The following is a 26291-nucleotide window of genomic DNA, read 5'->3' on the forward strand; positions in this document are numbered from 1 at the left end:
TTCTAAAGTAGAATCAATTGTTGATAAATAATCTCTATCTTGGTCTGAAGAAATAAAGGCTATTCCATTTGGGTTTTTCCAAGATGGAAATTCTCCCTTATCAAATTGTTTCAATATTTGATGATTACTCAATCTCATAACTGCTAACCCAGTAAGATTATTAAATACAATTTTTGACTCATCAGGAGACCAATCAAAATAAGAATAATAAGGAACATTAGTTGTCACATTGTCTACCTTATTCCCACCCCAATCAATAATATTAATATAGTTATTAACCGCATACCCAATATAATTGCTGCTAGTCGACACCGAAATATACCCGGCATCAGAGCCGACTTCTTTTATTGTCTGCTCGCCGCTCCCATCATCATTAAACTTAACCAGATGATATTCCTCGTACCCGCCATAACCACCACCGCCAAATCCTCCACCATCAGGATAGGTTACGATTGTTCGCCGCACAGCCACGATCTTGCCATCAGGTGTCCAGGCCGGGAACTTGTACTGGTATTCTTTGTCGCCTTCCGGCTTGGAGCACCCCGTCATCATCCCCACTACCATCAGCACACAAAACAGTCCCAATATTCTGATCATGGTCTTACTCAGTTGCTTATTCATATTCTTTATTTCTCCTTTTTTGGATATTTATATATCGTTAATTATTAATTCATTATTGCAGGGTGTTTTTGATGCCTGATTTTTTTGATGGGCCATATTGTAGGGGCGAACGGCCGTTCACCCACACCACATCCCAGGTTCCTCGGCAATTGCCCATTCCATTGGGTTGGCGCGGATGTATTGGCGAACTTGGAACAATTCGTCGACATTTCGGACGATCCGTTCATGGTAGCCACGATGCCAGGCGAATTCGGGGTGGCCTGACTGGCGGCATTGCGTTGTCACGGCAGCTTTGAACCCTGAAATCAATGATGATAATGATCGTGGTTTCATACAAATTTGGCTATCATGTACGGGCGAAGGGCCCTTCGCCCCTACGGAATCACAATTTATTTGCACGATCCCATGAAGATGATTCGGCATAACAACAAAATCATGGATTATTATTTCGTTACGAATTACTTCCGATCGCTTCCATTCCAGTTCTACAATTGCCCCCATCTCCGATAAATGCATTTCGTAATCTTCGATCTCGCCTAATAAATGACGTTTTTCATGGATACATATCGTGACATAATAATATCCGAACTGGCCGTAATCATAATTCCGTAAGCGGATTGATCGCCGATGGTGAATTGCGGGATTATAGGTTGTGTTCATATATCGTTATCCTGGTTTCATCAATTTGTTGTAGGGGCGTGTCGGTGATACGCCCTATACAATAAATATGTCGTGGTTCGAAGCAATTAGGGCGTGCCAGCGGCGCGCCCGTACGGAAATACGGAATGCCAATTAATCCCCAATACAATAGACAGCATCCACGCAGCAATGCCTGGTAAAACATCAATCAATCTTATTAAACGGAATTAATAGAGGGTTTCAAGGGTATCGGCATCACAACGATGTAGGGGCGCACACATTGGTGCGCCCCCACGTAATTTCACGATGCAAGGAGATTTCGAATATACGTCTTTATTTTTGCATCTTTGATAAAATAATACCGCTCCACGCCATAGCTTCTGGAATTTAAGAACCCTTTATTTTTCAGCAATGTCAAATGCTGTGATAATGCTGATTGCGGCACCTTGAGTATCTTCTGGATAGTTGATACATTACAATCATTTTCAACTTTTAATAATTCTGCCAGAATCTGGAATCTTACAGCATGACCTAATGCTTTAATCACTTCAGCTATTCTAATATTTTTTTTACTTATGACCATAGCTTCTTCTCCCTTCGTTTATCTCCAGGTTGTATATCTCATAATGAAAAAGATAATTTTTTGTAACAATTAGCTTTTTTTCTTATACGAACATTTACATTTTGTATATTCAGCTACGCATTTTGAGATATTGAGAATAAAATTTTTCGTATTGTTTCACAGATTTGTTTAAATCAAAATTACTTTTAATAAACTGTTTCCCCATTTTAGCCAGCATTTCCCGATCATAGAGACCATCTATAACGTTTCTTATCATAGCTGTAAGATCATATGCAGATTCATTCTGCACAATTAATGGCCAATCTGCCGGGAGGGCCTCAACGAGTCCTTCGGCATTCGAAGCAAGCAGCGGTACTCCTGCACCCAAAGACTCAATAGACACCATACCAAGGCCTTCAAATCGCGATGGCATAATAATATAGTCGAAATGAGAGAAATATTTATGCACGTCATTAACAGGGTCATGAATAATGATAGGAAGATTGTGCGCTTTGATATAGTGCTGTAAAGAAATAAGCTTGCCTGCTCCAAATACGTAGAGCCTGATTTTCTTAAGATATTTTGCCGGAAGCTGTTTCACGGCTTTTACAAGGACATCGAAGCCTTTCTGTTCAATTAGTCTGCCGGCAAAGCAAAAATTGACATAATTGCTATCAAGGATAATGCCAATATCTTCAGTACTTGTATGATTATCATATTTTTCTATGGCTTTCACATCAATCCCGTTATAAATAAGCGCTGCATTTTTACTGATGCTCAGGCTCAGTTTGTTCCGTAAATCAGAATAGGCTTTTTGCGCGCCTTTGGAAACAAAAATTATGCCATCGTTCACGAACATTTTTTCGGTCACTCTGGCAAATAGTTTGCGTTTTGGCCATAACACGGTGTTGTGAATTGTCCTGACAACAGAAATTTTTTTGTCCCCCATAAGTTTGTTCAATCGAAGTGTGCTTGCCAGGATAAAATCAGGAAATTCTGTGTGTGAGTGAACAATGTCAGGACTGAGCTTGCGAAGCAATGATAACAACTGCAAAGGAACAGAGATTATACTCAAAAAATAATTGTTAACGCCCAGCTCGTGGAAACTTATATTATTTTTTTTCAAGGTACTTTTAAGCGTTTGCCCGAAAGCTGTGTGATTTTTCATAACAGCAACGATAATACATTCATGGTTCAGATCTTTGAGCTTAAGTGACAAGTCTATTGCCACTTTTTCAGCGCCACCCAGTTGAAACGAAGTAATCAAATGTACAATTTTCATGTTGCCTTCTTTTTTATTTTGTTTCGCACGGGCTATTATCTACTCCTATAACCAATCAGTAATCGAATATGAACATATGGAACATGCAGTATTAATAATAAGCAATGATCTCACTCCACAGGACTAATCATCACCTATGTCAAAATGAGAATCGCTATGGTATTGATGAAATACAATAAATATGGATTATTTTGTGATAAATATCCCGGTCATTAACCAGGCCTTTATGGCAGACAATACAAAACGCAATCAAAATTTGCTACTGTTACTTATATTGTCTTTAATTTGACTATAAGATTATCTCTTTTTCGAGTGGTAATTTTAGCACAAACCGTTAAAATTACTAGAAGCTCTGAACCTGTTATTCCTTGAGCATTTCTTCCACTTGTGACGTAAAGAACTGCTTGTCAGCGTAACCAACTTTTTTATTTACGACACGTCCCTTCCGGTTAACAAAGAGAGTCGTTGGGATACCACGCACCCCGAACTCTTCAGAAATGCTTCCATCATCCATGAGTAGCGGATATGTTATCTTATTTTCTTTGACAAATGCTTTGACGCTAGAACTATCGCTATCGACGGAGATTCCGACAATAACAACGTTTTTATTCTTATATTTATTGTAAACCTCAACCAGGTCCGGGATTTCGGCACGACAGGGAGGACACCATGTAGCCCAAATGTTGATAATCGCTGCCTTACCGGAAATGAGAGCCCCGACATTCTGTTTGCCCGTACCTTCAGCGTTAGTAAGATTAAATCTATCAAACCCCGTTGCTACCTGTTTGGATTTTGAAGCATTGGAAGAATTCGGCTTTTCAGTTAGTGCCATAGTAAACATCGCAACAGTAACAACTAATCCTATTATTGCTATATTTTTTATTTTCATATAATTGCCCCTCTCATTAGCTGCCGGCATCATAGGCTTACCTTCTACAATTGTCTATGCCTGCAATGACATCTCCGGGCAATTCGGATTTCCTGAAGATACATTACTCCGAAAGCTTTTTACGGATAGTTCAAAAATATTAAGACTTAAGTTTTTCATCGTATCTATTATGAAGCAACTCAAATAACAGTTGGTATTCCCCGTCGTGGGGAACGTACTCGGGATCGTGATTATTAATATAATTCTCAAGTTCAAAAAAATCACTATATTTAACGGCAGTAACTTCTTCTTTTTGACAGCGCACTTTAGAAAGTTTTATATCTTTTTCAACCAGATATACATCATTGAATTCGTTATCGACAAATCCGTGTGACATAACATCGGTTTGTTTCACCGTAAATAAATATTCCAATTCATCCTCGCGAAGCTCTATCCCTAATTCTTCTTTTACTTCCTTTATTGCGGTATTCAGGCTACCATCTCCGGCAGTAATATGCCCGGCGCTCGAAATATCCCAGGTATCAGGATGAGAATGTTTTCCAGGATGCCTTCTTTGCAACAGGAGTTGGCAGTTTGCGTTGAGAATCCAGACGTGAACAGTTCTATGCCAGTCACCATCTTTGTGAATAGCCTTACGCGTTTTTACTTCACCGGTACTTTCTCCGGAATAATCTATAACTTCAATGTTTTCCATTTTATTCTCAATAGGAAGAAACAACAAAGGAATTTGATACGAAGGACAATATTTAAGGAGTTTCTTGTTTTTTTAATGTTAGTTTATCAATAACATTGACGATATCCTGTGTACTCTTACAGATGTTCTTATCCAGAATGGCATCGCAGAACAACTCTTTATTTTCGAGAATGCCTTCTTCAGCATATCCGGTTAAAAGAATCCTGATTGTTTCTGGTTTCAACATTTTCGCCTTTGCCAGCACTTCAAACCCATTCATTCCCGGCATTTTGAAGTCACTGATAATAACATCCAGCTCGGAATTATTATCTTCCATATACACAAGCGCTTCACGAGGGTGGATAAAGGTCTTTACTTGATAATTAGTTGACAATGCTTTTCCCATTACACGAACCAATGTTACATTATCATCAACAAATATTAACTGCCTCATCATCTCAGTCCTTTTATTTTTTCAGTTTGATTATTAATTATAATGCTACTATATTAATTTAACCATAAAAATAACATTTTGAAAACATATTTTTACTATATATTATCTGAATACGATATCATAAATCACTAATTTCCAGCTAATTTTTATCTTTATCTATTACAATTAATTTCAAACATTCTTAAATAATCAAGTTTTTAAAATAAATAAATCGTATATTTAAAAAACATATTTTGCCTCCATAGCAACGCTTTAATACACATCACGTATAAAAGATATAAACAGATCAATATTATTCACAAAAACATCAATCATTTTTTACTGTAATTACAATAAAATATCAAACTTTAAAACGTTTAAAATCAGACCTCTTCAAAACTATTTATCATGCTATAATACACCCGTCTTCCCGACTGCTCAATAATCGAAACATATCGTTATTTAACGAGTGCTCAATTCCAAAAATAATTTTCCGAGGTGTTTAAATAAATGAATATTCCTATCTATAAACAAACCGCCACTTTCGTTCCAACAAGCACGAGAGTAATAACAAGGTTCTTTCATATGGGTGATGAATCCCGGCAGAAAGGCATCATAGAAAGGATTTTGAAATTAAGTGAATCGGAAGTCGAAGCAAAGCTCGAAGAAGTCTTTACTGAGTTCGCCCACCGTCACAAAGGATTCGAGGACTCGCTTATGCACAACTATTCTAAAATCGAGCAGCTCATTTCGAATACCAAATATATTTCCGGGAATAGAAAGCTGTTAATCGGGTCATATTTCACGATGGAATTTTCTATTGAGTCAGCTGCTCTCTTTAATCCCTCGATAGTTGTACATCCCGACCAGGACAACCTGAAGCCGGGAGAACTCAACATAATTGTCAGTCTTAGAGCTACCGGGGAAGGACATATCTCATCTATCGAGTTCAGGAGTGGAACAATCAATCAAGAAGGAGAAGTTGTAATGCATGGTGTGAGCCGGTTTGTTGCAGCTGCAAAAAGGATTCGCATCAGTTATGATAAGGAATCATTTATATCAAAATTAAAAGAACTTTCAGTCTACGATATATTGCAAGATATATTCCATGACCAGCTTGCACCCCTGCCAAATACGTTCACACTGCAAGAACTATTTGCATATATTGACGATGTAACAAAACAGGAACTTACCACAATACAAGCAAAATCCATCGAAACACTCTTATGGTTTGCCAGATCGAATTATGAGATTTCTTTTGATCCTGATTACTCGTTATCCGAGAGGGTAATATTCCCGGTTACAGCAAATGAAACCAAGGGCATCGAAGACGCCAGGTTTGTACGGTTTGTCGATGAAAAAGGAGAAGTTACCTATTATGCTCCTTATACTGCATATAATGGATTTACAATCTTACCACAGATGATTGAAACAAAAGATTTCTGCACCTTTAGAATAAATACACTCAACGGTCCCGCTTCCCAGAATAAAGGAATGGCGCTTTTTCCGAGAAAAGTAAATGGCAAATATGCTATGATTTCAAGACAGGATAATGAAAACCTGTTCATTCTCTTTTCCGATAATATCTATTACTGGGATAATCCGGTCATGATCAAATCCCCGACCAAAGTATGGGAATTGATACAAATTGGAAACTGCGGGTCTCCAATTGAAACCGAGGAAGGCTGGCTGTTACTGACTCATGGCGTAGGTCCAATGAGAAAGTACTGCATCGGCGTTGAGCTTCTTGATCTTCACAACCCATCCAAAATCATTGCACAGCTAAAAACACCGTTGCTAAGCCCTAACGAACAAGAAAGAGAAGGTTATGTACCCAATGTCCTGTATTCTTGCGGAGCGCTTATTCATAATGACAACCTCATAGTCCCTTACGGCATTTCAGATATATCGTCCAAAATTGCTACAACACCAGTAAAACCGTTATTAGAAAGCTTATTACAGAATAAGATCAGTTAATCCCGGATGACTATTTTCAAATTCTCTTTGAAAACGCAAAAAACTGTCCGGGTTAAAGTAGAGCCGGAAAATATAATCTAGTATAACTTTCTAAAATTAAGTCTATAATAGAGTTAACTATTATTTACCTTTTGAAAAGGTCCCGTTATTATTATGATAAATAAGCAGAAAAACATCGTCATATTAGGCGCCAGCAATAAACCCGGCCGTTATTCTTATATGGCATTACAACGGCTAAAATCAAATGGCTATACAATTATTCCTGTCCATCCGAAATATAAAGAGATCGACGGAATTGCTGTTGTTTCCCGGCTTCAAGATATCAAAGACGAAATTGACACACTCACTCTCTATATCAACCCTACCCTCCTTCTCCCAATGATTGAGGATATTATTAAGCTAAGTCCCAGACGAGTTATCTTTAACCCCGGGACCGAATCACTGGAAATCAAAACCAGACTCAAGATCAGCGGGATAGAATGTATGGAAGCCTGTACGCTGGTTCTCTTATCAACAGGACAATTTTAAGCTTCTAACCTGCCAGGATTCCGGTCGAAGAAGGTGAAACTTTGATAATTAATCAGGCAGTTTCCGGCCTTTCCAGATCATATAGATAGCTGGATAGATCAATAGTTCCAGGATCGTCGAGGTAACGACTCCGCCTACCATAGGAGCTGCGATCCTTTTCATGATGTCTGCACCTGTGCCAGAACTAAAGAGGATAGGAAGTAGCCCAGCCATAATAACGCTAACAGTCATAACTTTTGGCCGTATTCGCTTAACCGCACCATACATAATAGCTTCGTGCAGGTCCTTCTTAGTGTTAAGCCGTCCATCCTTCTTCCAATCATTATAAGCAATATCAAGATAGAGCAGCATGACAATGCCGGTTTCGGCATCAAGGCCTGCCATCGCGATTATACCTACCCATACAGCGATGCTGAGATTGTACCCTAGCAGATAAAGCAACCAGAAAGACCCGACAAGCGAGAACGGTACAGCCAAAAGTACAATGATTGTTTTTGTTAAACTCTTTGTATTAAGAAATATCAAAACAAAGATAATAAAAAGCGTGAGCGGTATCATTACCATCAATTTTTTATGAGTACTTTCCATATACTCAAATTCTCCGCTCCACACGGTATAGTATCCTTCAGGGATTTTTAGCTGACTTAGCCTTGCTTTGGCTTTTTCTACATATCCGCCAAGATCTTTGATATTTGTATCAATATAAACATAGGCAGCAAGCTGTCCCGCTTCACTCTTAATAGAGTTAGCGCCTTTAACGATCTGAACATCCGCGATCTCGCTTAGTGGTACCTGCAAGAGATTATTGGGTTGATTAAGGGTGGCATTGCTGATCCCCATGCCGGAACCTTGAGCTGGCGTACTGCGCTGCATAACCGGAACCAGCATATTCTTGATCCGTTCGATATCATCTCTGAAATCACGCGCATATCTTAGATTTACCGGATAACGCTCCCTGCCTTCAACGGTAACAGTTAGATTCATTCCGCCTAGTAATGATTGAATAACTTCTTCAACATCAGCAACAGATAACCCGTAACGGGCAATTGCGTCCCGGTTAACTTTAATATCAAGAAAGTATCCGGTACTGACCCGTTCAGCATAAACGCTTCTTGTTCCCGGAACGGTTTTGAGAGTGTTTTCTATTTCCATTCCCAACTTTTCAATAACGTTGAGGTCCGCGCCCATGATCTTGATCCCAAGCCGCGTTCTGATACCGGTAGCTAACATATCTATCCTGGCCTTAATTGGCATCGTGAAGGAATTAGCAACTCCAGGCAGGCTCACTGCCGTGTTCATTTCATTGACCAGTTTGTCCACGGTCATTCCAGTCCGCCACTCTAACTCCGGCTTCAAATTGACAACAGTTTCAAACATCTCGGGCGGGGCAGGATCGGTTGGAGTCTCAGCTCGGCCCGCTTTACCAAATACTTGTGCGACCTCAGGGATCTTTTTGAGCAACTTATCTTGCAGATGTAATATTTTTCCTGCTTCGGGGATTGATAATGCCGGTGCAGTTACAGGCATATATAGATAGCTTCCTTCATAAAGCGGAGGCATGAACTCGGTGCCCAGCTTGAGGAAAGGAAACGCTGTAACAGCTATAATTATAAGAGCAGCAACAATAACTGAGCTTTTATATTTCAGGCAGAATTTTACTGCCGGTTCATAGATATGATGAAGTGCCGTTGTGATCGGGTTTTTCTCCTCCGGTATGATTTTCCCCTTGATTAATAGTGTCATAAGCACAGGGGTCAGAGTTACAGCCAGAAATGATGAGAACAACATCGCGAAGGTCTTTGTATATGCCAGTGGCTTAAAAAGCCTTCCTGACTGGGCCTCAAGAGTAAATACAGGCAAAAATCCTACGGTGATAACAAGCAGAGAAAAGAAGAGCGATGGCCCGACTTCTTTAGCGGCATCAATAATGACCTGATTCCTGTCGCCAACCTTGCCCCCGTGTTCCCATTCCTCCAGCCGTTTGTGTGCATTTTCAACCATAATAATAGAAGCATCGACCATGGCACCGATTGCAATAGCAATACCACTGAGGCTCATAACATTAGAGGTTACGTTCATATAGAACATCAAAATAAAGGATATGATAATGGCAATAGGTAATGTCAGAATAATTACCAGTGCGCTGGGTAGATGCAACAGAAATACTAAACAGACTATACTCACAGCAATTGAAAGTTTGATAATTTCATCTTTAAGCGTATCAATTGACCTGTGAATAAGGTCGCTTCTATCATAGGTTGTTACGACTTCTACGCCTTTTGGCAGTGATGGCGCTATATCGTTCTTTATTTTTTCTTTTACCCGCTCAATTACGTTCAGGACATTTTCTCCGAAACGTACAATAACTATTCCTGCCGGAGCTTCTCCTTCTCCGTTGAGTTCGGTAACTCCCCGCCTGATCTCAGGCCCGAGGGCAATACCTGCAACATCACTCAGGTATATAGGTGTGCCGTTACTGGAACCAACTGCAATTTTGCCAATATCGTTGACACCTTTTAGATATCCAAGGCCACGTATCATATATTCCCGCCCGGACATTTCCATTACACGGCCTTCAACATCGTTATTGTTCTTTTTCAAGGCCTCCATAATGGTGCTTAAAGGAATGTTATAAGCAGTAAGCTTCTGGGGATCGATTGTAATCTGGTATTGCTTTACAAATCCTCCAACACTGGCAACCTGAGATACACCCGGGACACTCTCCAATGCAAGCTTAAGTTTATAGTCCTGCATGCTCCTGAGCTCAGCCAGGTTATATTTACCTGTTTTATCAACCAGAGCATAGGAGAATCCCCAGCCAAGGCTGGTGGCATCAGGGCCAAGCACAGGATTAACTTCCTGAGGAATTTTGCTTTTAACGGTTTGCAGGTACTCAAGGACCCGGCTTCTGGCCCAGTAAATATCTGTTCCTTCTTTAAAAATTACATATATAAATGAACTGCCAAGAAACGAGTACCCTCTGACAGCCTGGACTTTTGGTGCAGCCAGAAGTGTGGAGGTTATTGGATAGGTGATCTGGCTTTCTACCAGATCGGGGCTTCGTCCTGCCCAATCAGTATAGACAATGACCTGAGTATCACTAAGATCAGGGAGTGCATCCAGCGGCATTCTCTTGATCGTCCAAAAGCCCCATAAGATCAGAAAGAAGACAAATAAAAAAACAATAAACCTGTTTTTTGCACTAAATTCTATTATTTTTGCTATCATTATTGCACGACCCCTTTAAGTCTGGCTTCAGAATCCAGCAGAAAAGTGGCATGGTCGACTACTTTGTCTCCGACCTTAAGACCTTCCAGGATTTCAACCATTCCATCTGATTTGACACCGGGAATTACTTTGCGGGGCTCAAATATCCCCTGACCTTTATCGACATAAACAAGCTGCGTAGTTCCACTATCGATTACAGCTTCTTCCGGGACAACAAGCTTACTGCCAAGGGTTACTTTTAAAGTTACATCACTATACATCTGCGGCTTTAATTGCATATCAGGATTAGGAATCGTAAACCGCACCTTTAAAGTCCTCGTATCTTGAGCCAGTGTGGGGTATACATAATCAATTGATGAATTATAAATTCTGCCGGGGAAATAGATTAGATCGATTGCAGCCATTTGGCCGACTCGTATATCAGGGATAGAATCGGCATAAATATCAGCTACAAGCCAGACGGTACTCAAATCTGCAAGTTCTACTATAGTTTCGCCAGCCATGAATTTCTGGCCCTGGTACATATTTTTTCCTGCAATATAACCTGATACCGGGCTGAAAAGTGTTAGAGTGCGCCTTGGTACACCGGTGCGGGCAATCTCTTCTATCTGGCTGTCTGAAATGTCCAAGAGCCGCAATTTTTGTTTAGCGGCTTGCAGCACAGACTGCGTGTCATTTGTAATCATGCTGTCAATTTTATCGCTATAGGTATTTGATGAAGGTGAGCTTTGCGGTTGCCACTTTAACAAATTCAGATACTCTTGTTGCGCTGACAGTAGTTCCGGGCTATAGATCTCTGCGATCGGGTCACCTCTTCTGATATATTTTCCGGTAAAATTAGCATTTAATCTCTCCAGCCATCCTTCAAACCTGGAATTAACAACATATCGCTTCTGTTCATTATATTCAATTCTGCCGGTTGCCCTAATGGTTTTCGTGACGGTTTTCATGTCAACGGTAACTGTACGGACCCCGATAAGCTGCTGCTTATCTGTTGGGATCTCTATTGTCGGGGTTTCGGTCATACCTTCTATCGGCTGGGATGTTTGCGGTATCCCATGCTGATGATTCTGATTCCCTTCCACTTTCATGCCGGGCATTCCAGGCATATCCTGCTGAGAAGAAGTGTTTTTCTGTCTATCTGCTGTTTTATTGCTGCCCATATTACTCGGCAAATAAAAAGCCGATATTACTATTAAAATAATAGCAAAAACGCCTATCGCTATATAAGGGCTTCTTCTCTTGGTTAGCATATTTACATACCTCCTCAGCAATTATAATAATCCAGCTAATTCTTTTATTTTAGCGATAGCTTTTTCGTGCTGAACAAACTGTACCCAGTATTGTTCCTCGTAATCTTTTTGTCTTTTGAGTGTAGAAATAATAGTTATGGCGTCAGTCATCCCTGTGCTGTAACCGGACAGCATCAAGTCAAAACTCTGCCGGTTCTTCGGTATTAATCCCTTTTTATAAAGGATCATCAGTTTTTCCGAAGCGGTGATCATTGACATATTATCTTTAATTCCAGCCCTGATCATAATCCGGGCAGCATCAAATTCTTTTTTTGCTCTTTCCACATCCAGCCCTGTCTCTTTTACGGCCGCGTCCTGTTTATTGTTTGCGTACAATGGAAGCGGGAACGCGACTGACAGGTTCCACATGGGGTCCATCGATCCCTTATAAACATAGCCGGCATTAACTGTAAAATCTGCGTAGTAATCCCTGCGGCTCATTTCCGCTTTAAGCAACCCAAACTCAACCATGCTTTGTTTTTCTTTGAGCATCGGGGCATTTGAGAATGCTTGCTGCATAAGATTTTCTTCGCTCTCGTTGACTGCAGTTATCTCTACAGGCACTGAAATAATGTTATCTGTTGTATTATCCCTACCCAGTGCTGCCTGTAACATGGCATTTTTGGCCTGGTTGGTCCGGGTTAACATCTCGAGTTGTTCCTGTAACATATATTGTTCCACTTGGGCCATGAGAACTTCTTCCTGTTTGCCGGCATTCGATGCATACCTAGACAGTGCGAGTTGTTCTATTTTTGCAAATAGATCTTTTTTGCTTTGAATGATCTCCCTCTGTTTATTTACAAGAAAAAGATCAAAATAAAGCTCTGTAATGTTAGTTGCCGTTTGTAATCTCAGGTTATCAAGGGAATATTCAAAAGACTGACGTTCAACTTCTGCCATCCGCCCTTTCAGCTCTGTGATTCCCCACGAGATGAACGTCTGCGATAGAGAAAACATCAGCTCCGAGTCAGGCGCAGTTCCAAGATTCAGCGCTTTGAATCCTTCATTCTGATACCCGATCATAAACATGGGATCAGGAAGGCTTTTTTCCTGGGAGATACGTAGTCCGGCAGCTTTTGTTTTGAGTTCCAGGGCTTGTATCTCCGGATTGTTGTTTATCGCCTCTTTAATTAAAGCCTGAATGCCGGGTGTTTCTGCATGCACCGGTATTATTGTCAGCAATTGAAACAAAACAATTACCATATATAGGGATTTTTTTTGATTATTAAACATTATTAATTCCTTTTTTTGTAAGGAACGGTCACGACCGTTCCCTACCCATCGTCATGTTACCTTGCATCTATGCTGAAATTAATTTTCTGAGTTTGTCCACCGACTGCGAATTTAACTACAATGTTCCATGAACCACTCATCGGAAGGTTAATCGTCGCGGTATATTCATTACCGGTTAGTGGGGCTACTGCATTATAATTCATTGCTGGCATACCCGGCATGGCTGGCATTGTATAATCTATTTGTACCTGCGCATTACTAACTACTGCTCCGTTTGCGTCCTTAATAATTACAGTTGCATAATTATCACCTACTGCGGGCTTGCCCGCGAGCGTAAAAGAAACTGAATATTGACCTGCCTGTTGTTCGACTTTATAGCCTGCACCTTTTAACCCACAACCTGAAAGCAGTGCCAGTATCAAAATACTTACAATTGAAAACATTAATCTCTTCTTCATAAAAACCCCTCCTTTATTTATAACCTGTCAGGGAATCTGGCAGGTTTAACTTAATTCAAATACTCATTTTGAGCAATCCATGCTTTCGCAGGAGTCTGTTGTGCACTGATATTTCTGACCATCCGAATAAACACCTCGTGCGTTAACTTCTTCTGCGTCCTCTATACTATTAATTCAGTATGTAACAAATTAATTTCTCTTTCAAGTTTTCCCCGCAAATAAAGGGTAATTTTTACATTTACTATCAGTTATTCAATTCCATTAAAGCTGTTTTCACACTATCATCCTTATATATTTCATAAAGCCGTGTAAGGATGTCCCTTGCCTTTTCTTTATCACCGATCTGAATATAATCATACCCCAGCAGGTAATAAGCCCCTAAATAATCAGGATTAAGGGTGATAACTTTTTCAAGTTCAACTGAGGATTCCTTATAATGCTGCGTAGCGTTCAATATGTACCCGAGCTCGAAGTGGGCATCTACGAACGAATCTGACCAGAACAATACTTTTTGCAGCTGTTTTTTTGCCTCCTCGTATTTCTTGGCCTGGATGTTTTGAAGGGCAGCGTTGTAAAGAAATTTTTCATATGAATCAGAAGTATTATATACATTCCCAAGACTCCAGGACCACTCAATGCTGGCATAGGCTATAGTGTTGGAATAATCATAATCTCTGATAGTTGATCTGTTGTCGATCCTGGCTACTCCGGTAAATAATCGCAATGAGTCCGCGATATCGTAAATGTAATCAATTCCAAGGAAAGATTTGTTATCTTTCCGATTATTGAAATTCTTGATATAACCCAGGGTCTGGATTTTATATTTCAGCAAAAAATTATTCTTGTTGTTTGGCATCAGATGCAGCTGCGTTTCTATTTCATAACCAGTATAATTAGAACTAGCAATACTGCCATCGCTGCCGATGACCAAGCCTCCAACCGTTCCGTTTATAAGATCATTAACATTATGATTAACTGCTGCTCCTATAGTTTTATATGTTTGATAATCATTATTAACGGGAAAACCGGAATACGTTAAATCACCGGACAGCTCCGCTTTTGTTTGTGGAGAAAAATAATAGTTACCAGCTGGTTTAAAAGAGAACATATTATAGTTGTTTTTGTTGTAGATCTGATCAGAAAATGCTTCGTATCCTGCCCAGCCTTCGATACTTAGCCCAGGGTTAAAAGTATATTCACCGAATAGATTAAAGTAATTATCCGACTGACTTCCATAATCTTTCTGACTATAGTTGCTTCGCTGATACAAATACTCCATATTATAGAACAGATCACTGCTGACGTATTCTGAATAACCAATCCCGGCTTTTATTCCTGTTGTTAGCCCTGTCAACGCATTGCTACGTGTCTGGTCCAGATTGTTATTAGAATTAACCCCGATACCGATCATCGGGGTTAATTCCGCACTAAAGCCTGTAGCTCCTAACAGGATTAATAAGAACGAAGCGTGTAGAAAGTGTTTGATCATGCCAGTGTTCTCCATTCCCGAGCTAAGACTTACATCATTCCGCCTTTACCGCTATGGTCCATTTTTTCACCGGACTTCATATGTTTTTGCATCTTGGGCTGCCCTCCGCTTTTTGTTTCCATTTTGCCATTATGCTCCATATGGTCCTTTTTTTTCATCTGGTCTGGTGACATCTTGTGACTACCGGACATTCCTTCATGGCCTTTGTTCGGCATACTGTTGTCGTGCTGATGATCTTTAGTTTGCATATTCATTTTTTTTGCCTGCTCATGGGATAGGTTAAGCTTTTTTATAGCGTTTCCCTCAGCAAAAGCAAAAGTCGTAGCTAAAAGACTTAACCCTGCGATAGCGATTATTTTGATGTTTTTCATAGATTCATTACTCCTTTGTAAATAATTTTTGCAGATAGCCTACCCGCAACACATATATAGAGAAAGACGAACGAGATTACAGAAAAGTTACGCGGTGATTTTTTTTAAGGATATTTTACTTCTTATACGTATTCTCCAGTATTTTATGTATTTTATAAGCTGGAAAATAATTTCTTTTTTCTTCCTGGCGAACTTTTTTAAAAAAATCACATTCAAGACAACTAAGAAGCTTTGCCGCTGAAGTTCCCTGCACCTTGCCACCACATAATGTCCCTGCAACCGCCCAGCAAGCCCTTCCTCCGTTTTGGCCATCATGAATACTATTTATTCTGGATTCCAATGCTGCACTACAAACTCCCAGGTTTTCTACTCTGCATCCACCCGGCTCTCTTCCACAGTTTTTAAATTCCCAACAATTTAATTTACTCATAATGTCCTTTTTTATAGTTTTTATTTAATTATAGCAAGGAAAACACATCTAACTGTATTTTCTGTTATATGCAGTAGAGAATACATCTAATAAGCATGTAGAATATACGTCTGCACCCCTTGCGATGCTTGAATTGACACTCGCAGAAATGTGCTGCATAATAGCATCACGCCTTGTCTGGAGATATGGTATTAATTAAGAATTATCGGGGAACACTTATGAAAAAAATTTATATCGTCATAGCGATATTAGGACTATTCGTCTCTATTGCATTTGCATCGGGCAACCAAAAAGAAATGGACCATCAACACATGCAATCCGCTTCGCCAGCAAAAGCAACCTATTCCGGGATAGTCAGCAATAATGTACGGGTAGTCACAGTCAATGCATTTGATTACGGATTCAAACCTAATCCCATTGTTGTTAAAAAAGGGGAAAAAGTAAGGCTGATCGCAAAAAGTAGCCAGGGCGACCATGGGATAAAAATTAAAGATTATAAAATCAACTTGGACTTGCCTTTAAATAAAGAAAAGTTCGTTGAATTCGTTGCTAATAAAGCCGGCAGTTTTCATTTCCATTGCAATACTTACTGTGGGTCAGAGCATGGAGATATGCATGGCGCCCTCATCGTTAAAGAATAAATAAGGTTTCTTTTTATACTCCCGGTAAAATAGTTTTGATGATTATTTTACCGAGAGTATATTTTTTTATAATAACAGTGCGAGTTCGAACAGCCATCAAAAACTACATTTCGGTATTAGTCTTTTGATATAAACCCTGTTTTCTTATCTATATGCAATACTGCTGCCACTGCATTTTCCTTCTTTGTAATTATCTGAACGTCAAAGCTGTCAGGATTATCTTTAATCTCCCCCACTTGAAGATACTGACTACGACTATAGAGTACATATCTCCTTGCAATTTCCAGTCCCTCATCTTTAGTGATCGGAGTTTTGAAGTCTCCTAACATTTTTGCGTTATTTGGCCCCTGAAGCATCATCGAATGCATCATTTCCTTCATATCGCCCTGCATCATATTCCCGCTGGACATCATCCCCATACCACCCATCATTTTCCGGCCTTGCATTGATGAGCTGCCTTGTGTGCTATTTGCCGTTGCCTGATGCTGGTGCTCTTGTGCATACCCAACATACGACATAGACATTGTTATTAATGTTAATATTAATAAGTATTTGATTCCTTTTTTCATAACATGCTCCTCCTTTATATTTTTTTATCTTTTACCAACCAGTTATAAACGAGCCAGAAAATAACAGCAAAGAGAAAAGAAGCAATAGCAAAGTAAAGAAGACTTAATAGTCCCATTCCTGCCATCCCCATGCCAGAATATCCCATCATTCCACAATCATGACCTTGAGCATATGTTGCACTACTAATTTGTAGTAACACCAGAAAAAACAACAGAGTTTTCATAACAACCTCCTTTTCATACTTGACTGCCCGGCATTTTAAAAAGGGTAGCGTTGATAGCTACAATGATGGTACTTACTGACATCAACACCGCACCCATTGCAGGAGTCAGTAAAATACCATACCGATACAGCACCCCCGCTGCTAACGGTATAGCGAATACGTTATACCCTGTGGCCCATAGAAGGTTCTGGACCATTTTTGAATAGGTCATACGTGCAAGACCAAGAATAGCCACAGCATCTAACGGATTACTACGTACAAGAATAATATCTGCTGTCTCTGCTGCAACATCCGTACCCGCCCCAATAGCGATCCCGACATCTGCCTGTGCAAGCGCCGGAGCATCATTTACTCCATCACCGGTCATAGCCACCGTTAGTCCTCTTTGTTGAATTTCTTTGACTTTAGAGGCTTTATCCTGTGGAAGAACTTCAGCAAAATATTCATCGAGACCGATCTCTTCAGCCACCCATTTGGCTACCTGTCTGTTATCTCCTGTAAGCATCAGGCAGCGGATTCCCATTCTCTTGAGTTCCGTGACGGCTTGCTTTGACTCAGGCCGGATAATATCAGCTAACGCTATAGCTCCTGCGACCTTCTCCTCCATGATAACAAAAACCACTGTTTTTCCTTGTTGTGTTAGTTTTTCTATCTGAGGAGCATCTACTTTCAGGTTGTTCTCTCTGAGATACCCCGGACTAACGACCAGAACCGTTTTTCCTTGTACACGACCTTGAGCACCTTTCCCCGGTATTGACTTAAACCCTTCAACGGTTGGGATATCCTTAATAGCAGTAACTATTCCTTTGGCTATTGGGTGTTCGGAATGTGACTCAACAGAAGCAGCATATTGCAGAATATCTTGCGCGGTGTAACGTTTATCTATGACTACAGTATCGGTTACCCCAAATTTTCCCTGAGTTAAGGTCCCGGTCTTATCAAAGATGATTGCCTCAATATTTCGTGCTTTTTCGAATGCAATACGATTTCTAATAAGCAGCCCATTCCGCGCAGCTATTGCCGTGGAAGCAGCAACAACCAGAGGTACCGCAAGTCCCAGCGCATGGGGACACGCAATTACCATAACCGTAACAGTCCTTTCGAGTGAAAAGCCAAAATTCATTTTTATTAAGATTGTCCATACCAGAAGCGTAATAAGTCCTCCTCCAAGAGCTATGATTGTTAACCACATAGCTGCTCGGTTAGCGAGGTCTTGTGTCTTTGATTTGCTCTGTTGCGCCTCGTTTACCAGCTTAATAACTTGAGAAAGAAAAGAATCTTTTCCGGTTTTCCGTATTTCTATAGTGACAGACCCTTCTCCATTCACAGCCCCTCCAATAACCTGAGCGCCGGTGCCCTTACTAACCGGATTAGATTCACCTGTCAGCATAGACTCATTAACCGAAGTTATTCCTTCGATGACACTGCCATCTGCCGGTATCTTTTCCCCAGGTTTTACCAGGACCTTGTCTGCTAGTTTTAGCTCACTAAGAGGTACGTCCCGTGTACTTCCGTCAGGCATGACCTTATGTGCATCAGATGGCATAAGCCGTGCAAGTTCTTCCAGAGCACGGGATGCTCCCATAATTGATTTCATTTCCAGCCAGTGTCCAAGCAGCATAATATCTATCAGAGTAGCCAGTTCCCAGAAAAACACCTCACCCATCAGTCCCATAACTACTGCGCTGCTATAAAGATAGGCTGTTGTAATTGCCACAGCCACGAGTGTCATCATTCCTGGCTGCTTTATCTTTATTTCATCGATTAAACCTTTCAAGAAGGGATATCCCCCATAAAAGTAGACTATAGATGAGAAAATGAACAGGAGGTACATATCTCCCGTAAACCGTAGCGAGGTCCCCACCCCGAGAAACTGCTGAATAACAGGAGAGAGTATCAAAATCGGGATAGTTATAACTAACGAGATCCAAAAGCGTCTCTTAAAATCAGCAATCATCATGGCATGATGAGAATGCCCACTTCCTGTATGGCCCATGTTCGCCTGCCGGCGGTCTTTCATCCCCTGGTTCATGTCATGGTGCATGTGCTGATCGTGTTCTCCATGCTGGTGCTCAGCCATACGTTCCTCCTTGATTTATGAGGGCATATTACTTCAGTACTTGAGATTGTCAACACTAGTGAATTAAGGCATTTCAGGCCTGCTTTACAAATCTGCGGATATTACCTATATTACAGCCCGGCAATATGTGACAAATACCGTTTTATTATGACTGTTCACCGAGGATTCGCATGAAACATTATTTGTCTATTATTTTTATAATTATTACATTAACATCCAATTCTTATGCTCAACATGAAGGAATGCATGATACCGGAGACATGCCTTCTATGCTTGGGATGTCAGCGAGGCAGAGTATGTTTGGAGCATATCCGGCGGATCGGGATTCTTCCGGTACCAGCTGGCAGCCTGACTCAACGCCTATAAGCGGGTATCACCTGATGAATAATCCCTGGAATCTAATGATAATGGGATTCTGCAATGGTAACTACACAAATCAAGGGAGTAAACGTGGAAACCAAAAACTATATAGCTCCAGCATGTTCATGCTCATGGGACATAAAATGTCTGGCAGTAGCACACTTGGGTTCAAAGGGATGCTCTCCCTTGACCCAACTCAAGGTCCCAGAGGATACCCTCTTCTCTTGCAGACTGGTGAAACTCCAGATGGGAGAGTTCCACTTATTGACCGGCAACATCCTCATGATTTGTTTATGGAGTTAGCGTTGACCTATTCTTTACAGTTACAATCAAACAACTCGATTTTTGTGTACCTGGCACCAGTTGGTGAGCCAGCATTAGGACCTACAGTCTATGTAGACCGTTTCTCCGGAACCTATATACCGGAAGCACCGATATCTCACCATTGGCTGGACTCCACACATATCACCTTCGGGGTTATTACTCTTGGATATATTCTTGATAGTCTCAAACTTGAAGTATCGTCATTTCGTGGGAAAGAGCCTGATGAAAACCGTTGGGACATAGAAACTCCCCGGCTTGACTCTTATTCAACACGATTATCATTTAATCCATCACCGCAATGGGCATTTCAAGTTAGCACCGGGCATCTTACTAAACCTGAGCAGTTAGAGCCGGATACAGATATCAACCGCACAACTTTTTCTGTCATCCATAACTATCCAATAGAGCAAGGAAATATCCAGACGACATTTGCCTGGGGTAGAAACAACAAAATCCCTGGAAGTGATACAGATGCGTTTCTGCTTGAATCTACAACTCAACTTAATCAAAGGCATTATATATTCGGCAGGGTTGAGCGGGTAGAAAAAGATGAGCTATTCCTGCCGGAAGACCCACGTTCAGAGGAAGTTTATATTGTCCATAAAGCAACCCTTGGATATGCGTATGATGTGATAACGTGGAATAATATGAAGTGGCAGGTTGGCAGCTCTATTGGAGTCAGCATCCTGCCTAAAAAGCTTATCGAGGTATATGGTGGACAAGCACCACTATCCATTGCTTTCTACACAGGACTGAGGCTCTAAATTGCGTTACCTGGGCTAGACACTGTCTGATGGATTATTTTGACATCAAAATTTATATTTTGCTATTATTATATATATTACTGATTCACAGTAAAATCAAGTTTTATTATTCGAGGTATACAAATGTCCGTTAAAGCCTATATCGCTGCACTCAGCATTGTTATTACCGAAACTATACGTCATACCTGCCTTGATATCAATATCGAACCTGTGGTCATGAAAAATCTTTCTAACCTTATGGAGGAACTTAAAGAAGCGAAGCCCTCGATTATCTTTCTTCAAGCAAGCATAATAGAAGAAGCGGAAGAGAACCTCATCACGAAGTTAAAAGAAGATGAAACCCTTGGAGAAGCCTATATCATTGTTAATGCCGTGAGAATAGAAGGAGCCGAATTTGCTTACCAGATAGGTGCGGATGCATTCCTTCCTATCCCATTCAACCAAACACACCTGGAATCTATTCTCCGTTATGCACTGAATCTTCCGAAGAAGCTGCTCATTGTGAGCAAAAAAGAAAACGAAAGCTCTAATTTCTATCACGCATTAAAGGGTTCTAACTTTAGTCTGATAGTAGCAAAAAGCGGACAAAAAGGGATAGAAGTAACCAAAAACCAATTCCCGGACATGATACTGTGTGATCTGGAAATCGATGATATCTCAGCCTATGAGTTCTGTAAAACCATTAAAAGCTCTAAACTGTTCCTTCATATACCGTTAGCGATCCTTTCTCCTCAAAACGATGCAAAAACGGTAGAGCAATGCTTTGAGGCAGGCGCACACGAAATTCTCTTGCCTCCATATGAATCGAAATATAATTTAAAAAAAATAGCCTCAATAATTTCTCCGCTTCGAGGGAGGAAAGAAAAAGCCTTAGTCGTTGATGACAGCATCGTTATTCGCAACCTCATATCAAAAATGTTCAAACAGTTGGGCTTTATTGTTATAACTGCGATAAATGGAGAAGAAGGATTAAAAGTAGCCCTCAAAGAAAAACCTGATATCATAACTTCCGATTATGATATGCCGGTGATGGACGGATGGGGATTTTGCAGTGAGCTGAAAAACAATGATATAACCAAAGACATTCCTATCATAATGATCAGCAGCCGCAACTCTGAAACTGATCTGAAAAAAGCAGAGCTTCTTGAGGTATCCGGTTATTTAACAAAACCATTTAACACACAAGACCTGCAAAAAACCATAAAAAAAGCGATCAGCGATGCCAAAACGAAAAAAGAGCAAAAAACACTCGCTAAATATATTTCGGCGGATACGTTTGCTACTGTCCAAGAGCAGATCGAGCATGGTAGAAATATCGAACCGCAGGAAAAATTCATTACGATCTTGTTTAGTGACGTTTGCGAATTCTCCACCAAGTGCGAACGCCTTGATCCACAAAAAATTGTTTTATTACTTAATAACTACTTCCAAAGCATGGTAGATATTCTCTTAAAATACGATGCGATAATCGATAAATTTATTGGAGATGCTATCGTTGCGCGATTTGATTCCGGCGACAAGAAAAAAGACGCACTGGATGCGGTCAAATCAGCGCTTGCGATGCTCGACGCCTTAGAAATATTCAACCAAAGTTCATTCGAAGCAATTTCAATCCGCATCGGAATTAATTCAGGAGAAGCAATCCTTGGTAATATCGGTTGCGAAAAACACCGCCTCGATTATACAATGATTGGAGATAAGGTAAACATTGCCGAGAGGCTTCAAAAACAAGCAAATGAGCAAGGCTGTTTAATAGCTGATACCACATATCAGATGACAAAGAACAGTATTGAAGTCGGAGACATCCAAGAGCTTACGCTTAAGGGGAAACAAGAAGTTGTTAAGGCCTATTCATTGATTAGATTAAACAATGACAGTTCTCTTTATTAGCTTTAAATATAACAAGGCAATTGAGTTTTTTTCAGTCAAAAGCTATACTTAATAGTAGTTTTACAGAAAGGCATAAATATGACATTATTTAACCCTGGAGGATTAAACTTTCTCATAGTTGACGATTCTCGCTCGATGAGGACAGTAATAAAGAATCTGCTGATAGCAACAGGAATAAGCATAGGTTATTTATACGAAGCAGACAATGGTATCAATGCATTAAATATTATCAGGAAAGAAAACCTCGACCTGATTATCACCGATCTCAATATGCCGATCATGGGCGGGCTGGATTTATTGATCAAGATAAATAACGATGCAGAGCTCAAGTCAAAACAAATACCTGCCATAGTTGTGAGCACGGAAGGATCACAAGACTCTGTCATTACTGCTATTAAAAATGGTGCAAAGGGATATATTCGAAAACCTTTTGACAAAGACAAACTAAGTGAACTCGTACAAAAAGTAACAAAAAAGAATTAAAACAAACATATAATTTAATTGTTAAATAAGTTCTGATATTAAATTCAAGACTTTCGTTGCTTCATCCTTAGAAGAGTTGCTACCAGTTAATTTATCAATCTTCTTCATCATTTTATCGATTAACTCCAGTGTTTCTTGCTTTGAAAGTAATTTATCCGGTACCTGGATTCCGATTCCTCTTGCACTATTAATCAAGGAAGCAATCAATAATTTAGGGTTCCCTTTGTTAGAAAGAAAGTTCGATTCTAATTGCGTACGAAGTGGATCGACACTAATCCGATTATCTTGAGAACTTGGGCTAACATAAATAATATTTCCAGAATCACCTTGAATAACATAACTCTCAGCACTCGATGAATCTTTAACGGTAGCTGCTGATATGTGAATTACATTTCCATAGGGAGTTCTTACACCGCCAACACTGTTAGAACCAACACCTTGTATAGCAACAAACGGCAAAAACTGAACAACCAAAGTAGAGTCCAGTGCAATCCTGGCCGGTTTTATAGTGGATTCTGGGCTTTCATTTGATTCTAATATTTTAAGATTTTTGTTATCATCGATATGAACTGTATACGATTGTATATATCCCTGTTCAGTTGCTGTACGAGCGGTATCTTCCTGTTTGGCCCTTGAGTTATCTTTTGCAGGAGTTAACTGTCCATACGTTCTGTTTGGATTATAATTAATTCTATTATTTAGGCTATTAATTTCTGTAATCACTGTAGTTACCTCTTTATTAAGAGACCTCTAAGAGTTGTTATAGTTGTTCTTATTAATGTATCGTAAATAGAACAGAATTGTTGCAACAATTTTTATCGATATTCTATTTTTTTATTTCAAAAGAATTTAATTATCTAAAAAAAATCTTGAAAATAAATAGATATCCGGCTTATACTAACAACATAGTTATTCCAAGCCAAATTATAATAATTATAAGTAAAGACAGTGGAATAATAAAGGAGGAAATTATGGGTCAAGTAATGGTGGACCACTTATTAAATGAAACGCTAGAAAATTATTCTTTTTACAATATAACCAATATGCCATTTGATTATGTCGCATTTATAAAAAAAGAGGAGATACTCTCACAGGCTCATAAGATACTCAATACAGACAATGAAGAGAAAAAGGAACAAGAAAAATACATATTATTACGATTAATTTATACTAATCTATACAAGCTTAACCTTGAAAAAACCAAGGCAAAAAAATATTTTGAAGAGGCTATCTTCACTGAAAAATTCAAATCATATCTAGGCGTAGCATTTAAGTTTACGATCCTCTACAATCCTGATGACGACTCGATAACTACTACATTTATTCACCTAGCGCAGCTTGTCATAAGTGATATTGTATACGAATATTTGTGGAAATTGGAAAATAAAGAATCCCATTAGTACAAAGCTATTTAATCCTTGACGGCGTGTTACAATTAATGTTTAGATTGTTGTTAAAATATTATTGCTTGTATGCATATTATTACATAATACAGAGCTAATTATTAAAAAAGGCATTCATTGCTATACACCTGACCATAAAGGAAGTGCGAACATGACAAAAAGGATCGGCATTCTAACAGCTGGAGGAGACTGTCCCGGACTTAATGCGGTTATTCGAGCTATAGCAAAAAAAGCTATCTATTGTCATAACTGGGAAGTTTTCGGATTTCATGACGGACTTCTTGGCCTTATAGAAAACAGGTACACTCAACTATCAGAAAAAAGCGCATCAGGAATAATAACCAGAGGCGGCACGATCCTTGGCACATCAAACAAAGGAGATCCATTTAGCTACTATAAACCCGGGGCATTGGAACCTGTTGACGTATCAGAACAAACCATAAAAAATGTCCGTGATCTCGGTATCGATACTCTCATTACAATTGGCGGAGATGGTACGCAAGGCATCGCATACAAATTATTCAAAAAAGGCCTTCCGGTAATCGGGATACCAAAGACAATTGATAATGATCTTTATGGCACTGACCAGACATTCGGGTTTGATACAGCTGTATCCATAGCAACAGAGGCAATTGACCGAATTCATACGACAGCACAGGCCCATCATAGGATTATGCTCGTAGAAGTTATGGGACGATATGCAGGGTGGATAGCTCTCTCTAGCGGTCTCGCCGGTGGTGGAGATATTATTCTGCTTCCTGAGTTCCCATATAATCTGGAAAAAATTATAGAAAAAATTATAGAAAGAAAAAACACCGGGAAAACGTTCACGATCGTTGTAGTATCAGAAGGCGCTCACGAAGAAGGAAAAGGATATTTTGTAAGAAAAATAGTCAAGGATAGCATGGAACCTATAAGACTCGGCGGCGTTTCATATTTGCTGGCCCAACAATTAGAAGATGCCACAGACAGCGAAGCCAGGGCCACCGTGCTAGGCCATGTACAAAGAGGTGGCACTCCTACAGCTTATGACAGAATACTAGCCACTGAGTTCGGCACCGGAGCAGTTGATCTAGCCCAGAAAGAACAGTTCGGAACAATGGTCAGCCTCAGCAACAATAGAATAGTAAGTATCCCACTTGAAGAAGTAGCCTCAAAACTTCGGCTCGTCACTACCGATAACCCACTAATAAAAGCTGCACTAGATACAGGCGTAAGTTTCGGAATTTGAACTGTTTAAATTTAAGCAGGTTTTTACCCACTCAACAAATTTCGTTATTAGCTTGTTCTCGGTCCCTTCCTTGGAGGGGCGACAACGAAAAAAAGTGCAGAATCGTCGTTGGGCGGGTATCGAGTAGGAGGTAGGTGATTAATTCACCTACCGACCTCTCACACCACCGTACGTACGGTTCCGTATACGGCGGTTCAACAAGAATTAATGTACTTCT

25 protein-coding genes and 1 pseudogene are annotated in these 26291 nt (G+C 40.0%); 8 read left to right on the forward strand and 18 right to left on the reverse strand.

The window, feature by feature from the left end; genetic code table 11:
* From DKM50_09605 to DKM50_09635, 7 genes are all read right to left on the reverse strand, one after another.
* Window positions 1-621, reverse strand: a 621-nt coding sequence (locus tag DKM50_09605; protein PZM78961.1) for a hypothetical protein, incomplete at its 3' end; no start/stop codon positions are given.
* A gap of 117 nt (window positions 622-738) precedes the next feature.
* Window positions 739-1281, reverse strand: a complete 543-nt coding sequence (locus DKM50_09610; GenBank protein PZM78962.1) for a transposase — start codon at window positions 1279-1281, stop codon at window positions 739-741.
* Between the two features lie 280 nt (window positions 1282-1561).
* Window positions 1562-1843 (reverse strand): transcriptional regulator, encoded by a 282-nt coding sequence (locus DKM50_09615; GenBank protein PZM78963.1) that lies wholly within the window; start codon window positions 1841-1843, stop codon window positions 1562-1564.
* Between the two features lie 109 nt (window positions 1844-1952).
* A complete protein-coding gene (locus DKM50_09620; GenBank protein ID PZM78964.1) occupies window positions 1953-3104 on the reverse strand; it encodes a hypothetical protein in 1152 nt (383 codons plus the stop codon).
* 361 nt (window positions 3105-3465) lie between these two features.
* Window positions 3466-4026: a hypothetical protein gene (locus DKM50_09625; GenBank protein PZM78965.1), complete on the reverse strand. Its 561-nt coding sequence runs from the start codon at window positions 4024-4026 to the stop codon at window positions 3466-3468.
* 106 nt (window positions 4027-4132) lie between these two features.
* Entirely contained in the window at window positions 4133-4687 is a 555-nt protein-coding gene (locus tag DKM50_09630) for an NUDIX hydrolase (GenBank protein ID PZM78966.1), read from the reverse strand.
* A 52-nt stretch (window positions 4688-4739) separates the two neighbouring features.
* Entirely contained in the window at window positions 4740-5123 is a 384-nt protein-coding gene (locus tag DKM50_09635) for a hypothetical protein (protein PZM78967.1), read from the reverse strand.
* A 486-nt stretch (window positions 5124-5609) separates the two neighbouring features.
* Between DKM50_09635 and DKM50_09640 the strand changes: the two genes are divergently transcribed.
* Window positions 5610-7076 carry a glycosidase gene (locus DKM50_09640; protein PZM78968.1) on the forward strand — a complete coding sequence of 489 codons (1467 nt, stop codon included), beginning with the start codon at window positions 5610-5612 and terminating at the stop codon, window positions 7074-7076.
* A 153-nt stretch (window positions 7077-7229) separates the two neighbouring features.
* The gene (locus tag DKM50_09645) at window positions 7230-7604 is read left to right on the forward strand and encodes a CoA-binding protein (protein ID PZM78969.1); all 375 of its coding nucleotides are present in this window, start codon (window positions 7230-7232) and stop codon (window positions 7602-7604) included.
* Window positions 7605-7652: 48 nt separating this feature from the next.
* Here DKM50_09645 and DKM50_09650 read toward each other — a convergent pair whose 3' ends face one another.
* From DKM50_09650 to DKM50_09680, 7 genes and pseudogenes are all read right to left on the reverse strand, one after another.
* Entirely contained in the window at window positions 7653-10832 is a 3180-nt protein-coding gene (locus DKM50_09650) for a CusA/CzcA family heavy metal efflux RND transporter (GenBank protein ID PZM78970.1), read from the reverse strand.
* On the reverse strand, window positions 10832-12085 hold the full coding sequence (locus DKM50_09655; GenBank protein ID PZM78971.1) for an efflux transporter periplasmic adaptor subunit: 1254 nt from the start codon (window positions 12083-12085) through the stop codon (window positions 10832-10834). Before DKM50_09655 ends, DKM50_09650 begins: the two co-directional genes overlap by 1 nt.
* Window positions 12086-12106: 21 nt before the next feature.
* Window positions 12107-13357, reverse strand: a complete 1251-nt coding sequence (locus DKM50_09660; protein ID PZM78972.1) for a hypothetical protein — start codon at window positions 13355-13357, stop codon at window positions 12107-12109.
* Between the two features lie 56 nt (window positions 13358-13413).
* On the reverse strand, window positions 13414-13815 hold the full coding sequence (locus DKM50_09665; protein ID PZM78973.1) for a hypothetical protein: 402 nt from the start codon (window positions 13813-13815) through the stop codon (window positions 13414-13416).
* 244 nt (window positions 13816-14059) lie between these two features.
* Entirely contained in the window at window positions 14060-15319 is a 1260-nt protein-coding gene (locus tag DKM50_09670; GenBank protein ID PZM78974.1) for a hypothetical protein, read from the reverse strand.
* Window positions 15320-15333: 14 nt separating this feature from the next.
* Complete coding sequence (locus DKM50_09675; protein PZM78975.1) at window positions 15334-15675, reverse strand: hypothetical protein; 342 nt, start codon at window positions 15673-15675, stop codon at window positions 15334-15336.
* Window positions 15676-15853: 178 nt separating this feature from the next.
* Window positions 15854-16105, reverse strand: a pseudogene (locus tag DKM50_09680) (hypothetical protein).
* A 185-nt stretch (window positions 16106-16290) separates the two neighbouring features.
* On the opposite strand from DKM50_09680, the gene DKM50_09685 reads away from it, so the two are divergent.
* Window positions 16291-16746: a hypothetical protein gene (locus tag DKM50_09685; protein PZM78976.1), complete on the forward strand. Its 456-nt coding sequence runs from the start codon at window positions 16291-16293 to the stop codon at window positions 16744-16746.
* A gap of 116 nt (window positions 16747-16862) precedes the next feature.
* Here the strand turns inward: DKM50_09685 and DKM50_09690 are convergent, their stop codons facing one another.
* The 3 genes from DKM50_09690 to DKM50_09700 are packed head-to-tail and all read right to left on the reverse strand — an operon-like array spanning window position 16863 to window position 19619.
* On the reverse strand, window positions 16863-17315 hold the full coding sequence (locus DKM50_09690) for a hypothetical protein (protein PZM78977.1): 453 nt from the start codon (window positions 17313-17315) through the stop codon (window positions 16863-16865).
* 14 nt (window positions 17316-17329) lie between these two features.
* The gene (locus DKM50_09695) at window positions 17330-17539 is read right to left on the reverse strand and encodes a hypothetical protein (GenBank protein ID PZM78978.1); all 210 of its coding nucleotides are present in this window, start codon (window positions 17537-17539) and stop codon (window positions 17330-17332) included.
* A 13-nt stretch (window positions 17540-17552) separates the two neighbouring features.
* The gene (locus DKM50_09700; protein ID PZM78979.1) at window positions 17553-19619 is read right to left on the reverse strand and encodes a heavy metal translocating P-type ATPase; all 2067 of its coding nucleotides are present in this window, start codon (window positions 19617-19619) and stop codon (window positions 17553-17555) included.
* Between the two features lie 170 nt (window positions 19620-19789).
* Between DKM50_09700 and DKM50_09705 the strand changes: the two genes are divergently transcribed.
* The 3 genes from DKM50_09705 (at window position 19790) to DKM50_09715 (ending at window position 23440) form a co-directional block, all read left to right on the forward strand.
* On the forward strand, window positions 19790-21067 hold the full coding sequence (locus DKM50_09705; GenBank protein ID PZM78980.1) for a hypothetical protein: 1278 nt from the start codon (window positions 19790-19792) through the stop codon (window positions 21065-21067).
* Between the two features lie 123 nt (window positions 21068-21190).
* Window positions 21191-22957, forward strand: a complete 1767-nt coding sequence (locus DKM50_09710; protein PZM78981.1) for a hypothetical protein — start codon at window positions 21191-21193, stop codon at window positions 22955-22957.
* A 78-nt stretch (window positions 22958-23035) separates the two neighbouring features.
* Window positions 23036-23440 (forward strand): hypothetical protein, encoded by a 405-nt coding sequence (locus DKM50_09715; protein ID PZM78982.1) that lies wholly within the window; start codon window positions 23036-23038, stop codon window positions 23438-23440.
* 21 nt (window positions 23441-23461) lie between these two features.
* On the opposite strand, the gene DKM50_09720 is transcribed toward DKM50_09715, so the two are convergent.
* The gene (locus DKM50_09720) at window positions 23462-24163 is read right to left on the reverse strand and encodes a hypothetical protein (protein PZM78983.1); all 702 of its coding nucleotides are present in this window, start codon (window positions 24161-24163) and stop codon (window positions 23462-23464) included.
* Window positions 24164-24243: 80 nt separating this feature from the next.
* Here DKM50_09720 and DKM50_09725 point away from each other — a divergent pair, with 80 nt between their 5' ends.
* Window positions 24244-24840, forward strand: a complete 597-nt coding sequence (locus DKM50_09725) for a hypothetical protein (GenBank protein ID PZM78984.1) — start codon at window positions 24244-24246, stop codon at window positions 24838-24840.
* Between the two features lie 154 nt (window positions 24841-24994).
* Window positions 24995-26074: a 6-phosphofructokinase gene (locus DKM50_09730; GenBank protein PZM78985.1), complete on the forward strand. Its 1080-nt coding sequence runs from the start codon at window positions 24995-24997 to the stop codon at window positions 26072-26074.
* Window positions 26075-26291 lie beyond the last annotated feature (217 nt).

Source organism: Candidatus Margulisiibacteriota bacterium (genome assembly GCA_003242895.1).
In the GTDB taxonomy this organism is placed as follows: domain Bacteria; phylum Margulisbacteria; class Riflemargulisbacteria; order GWF2-39-127; family GWF2-39-127; genus GWF2-39-127.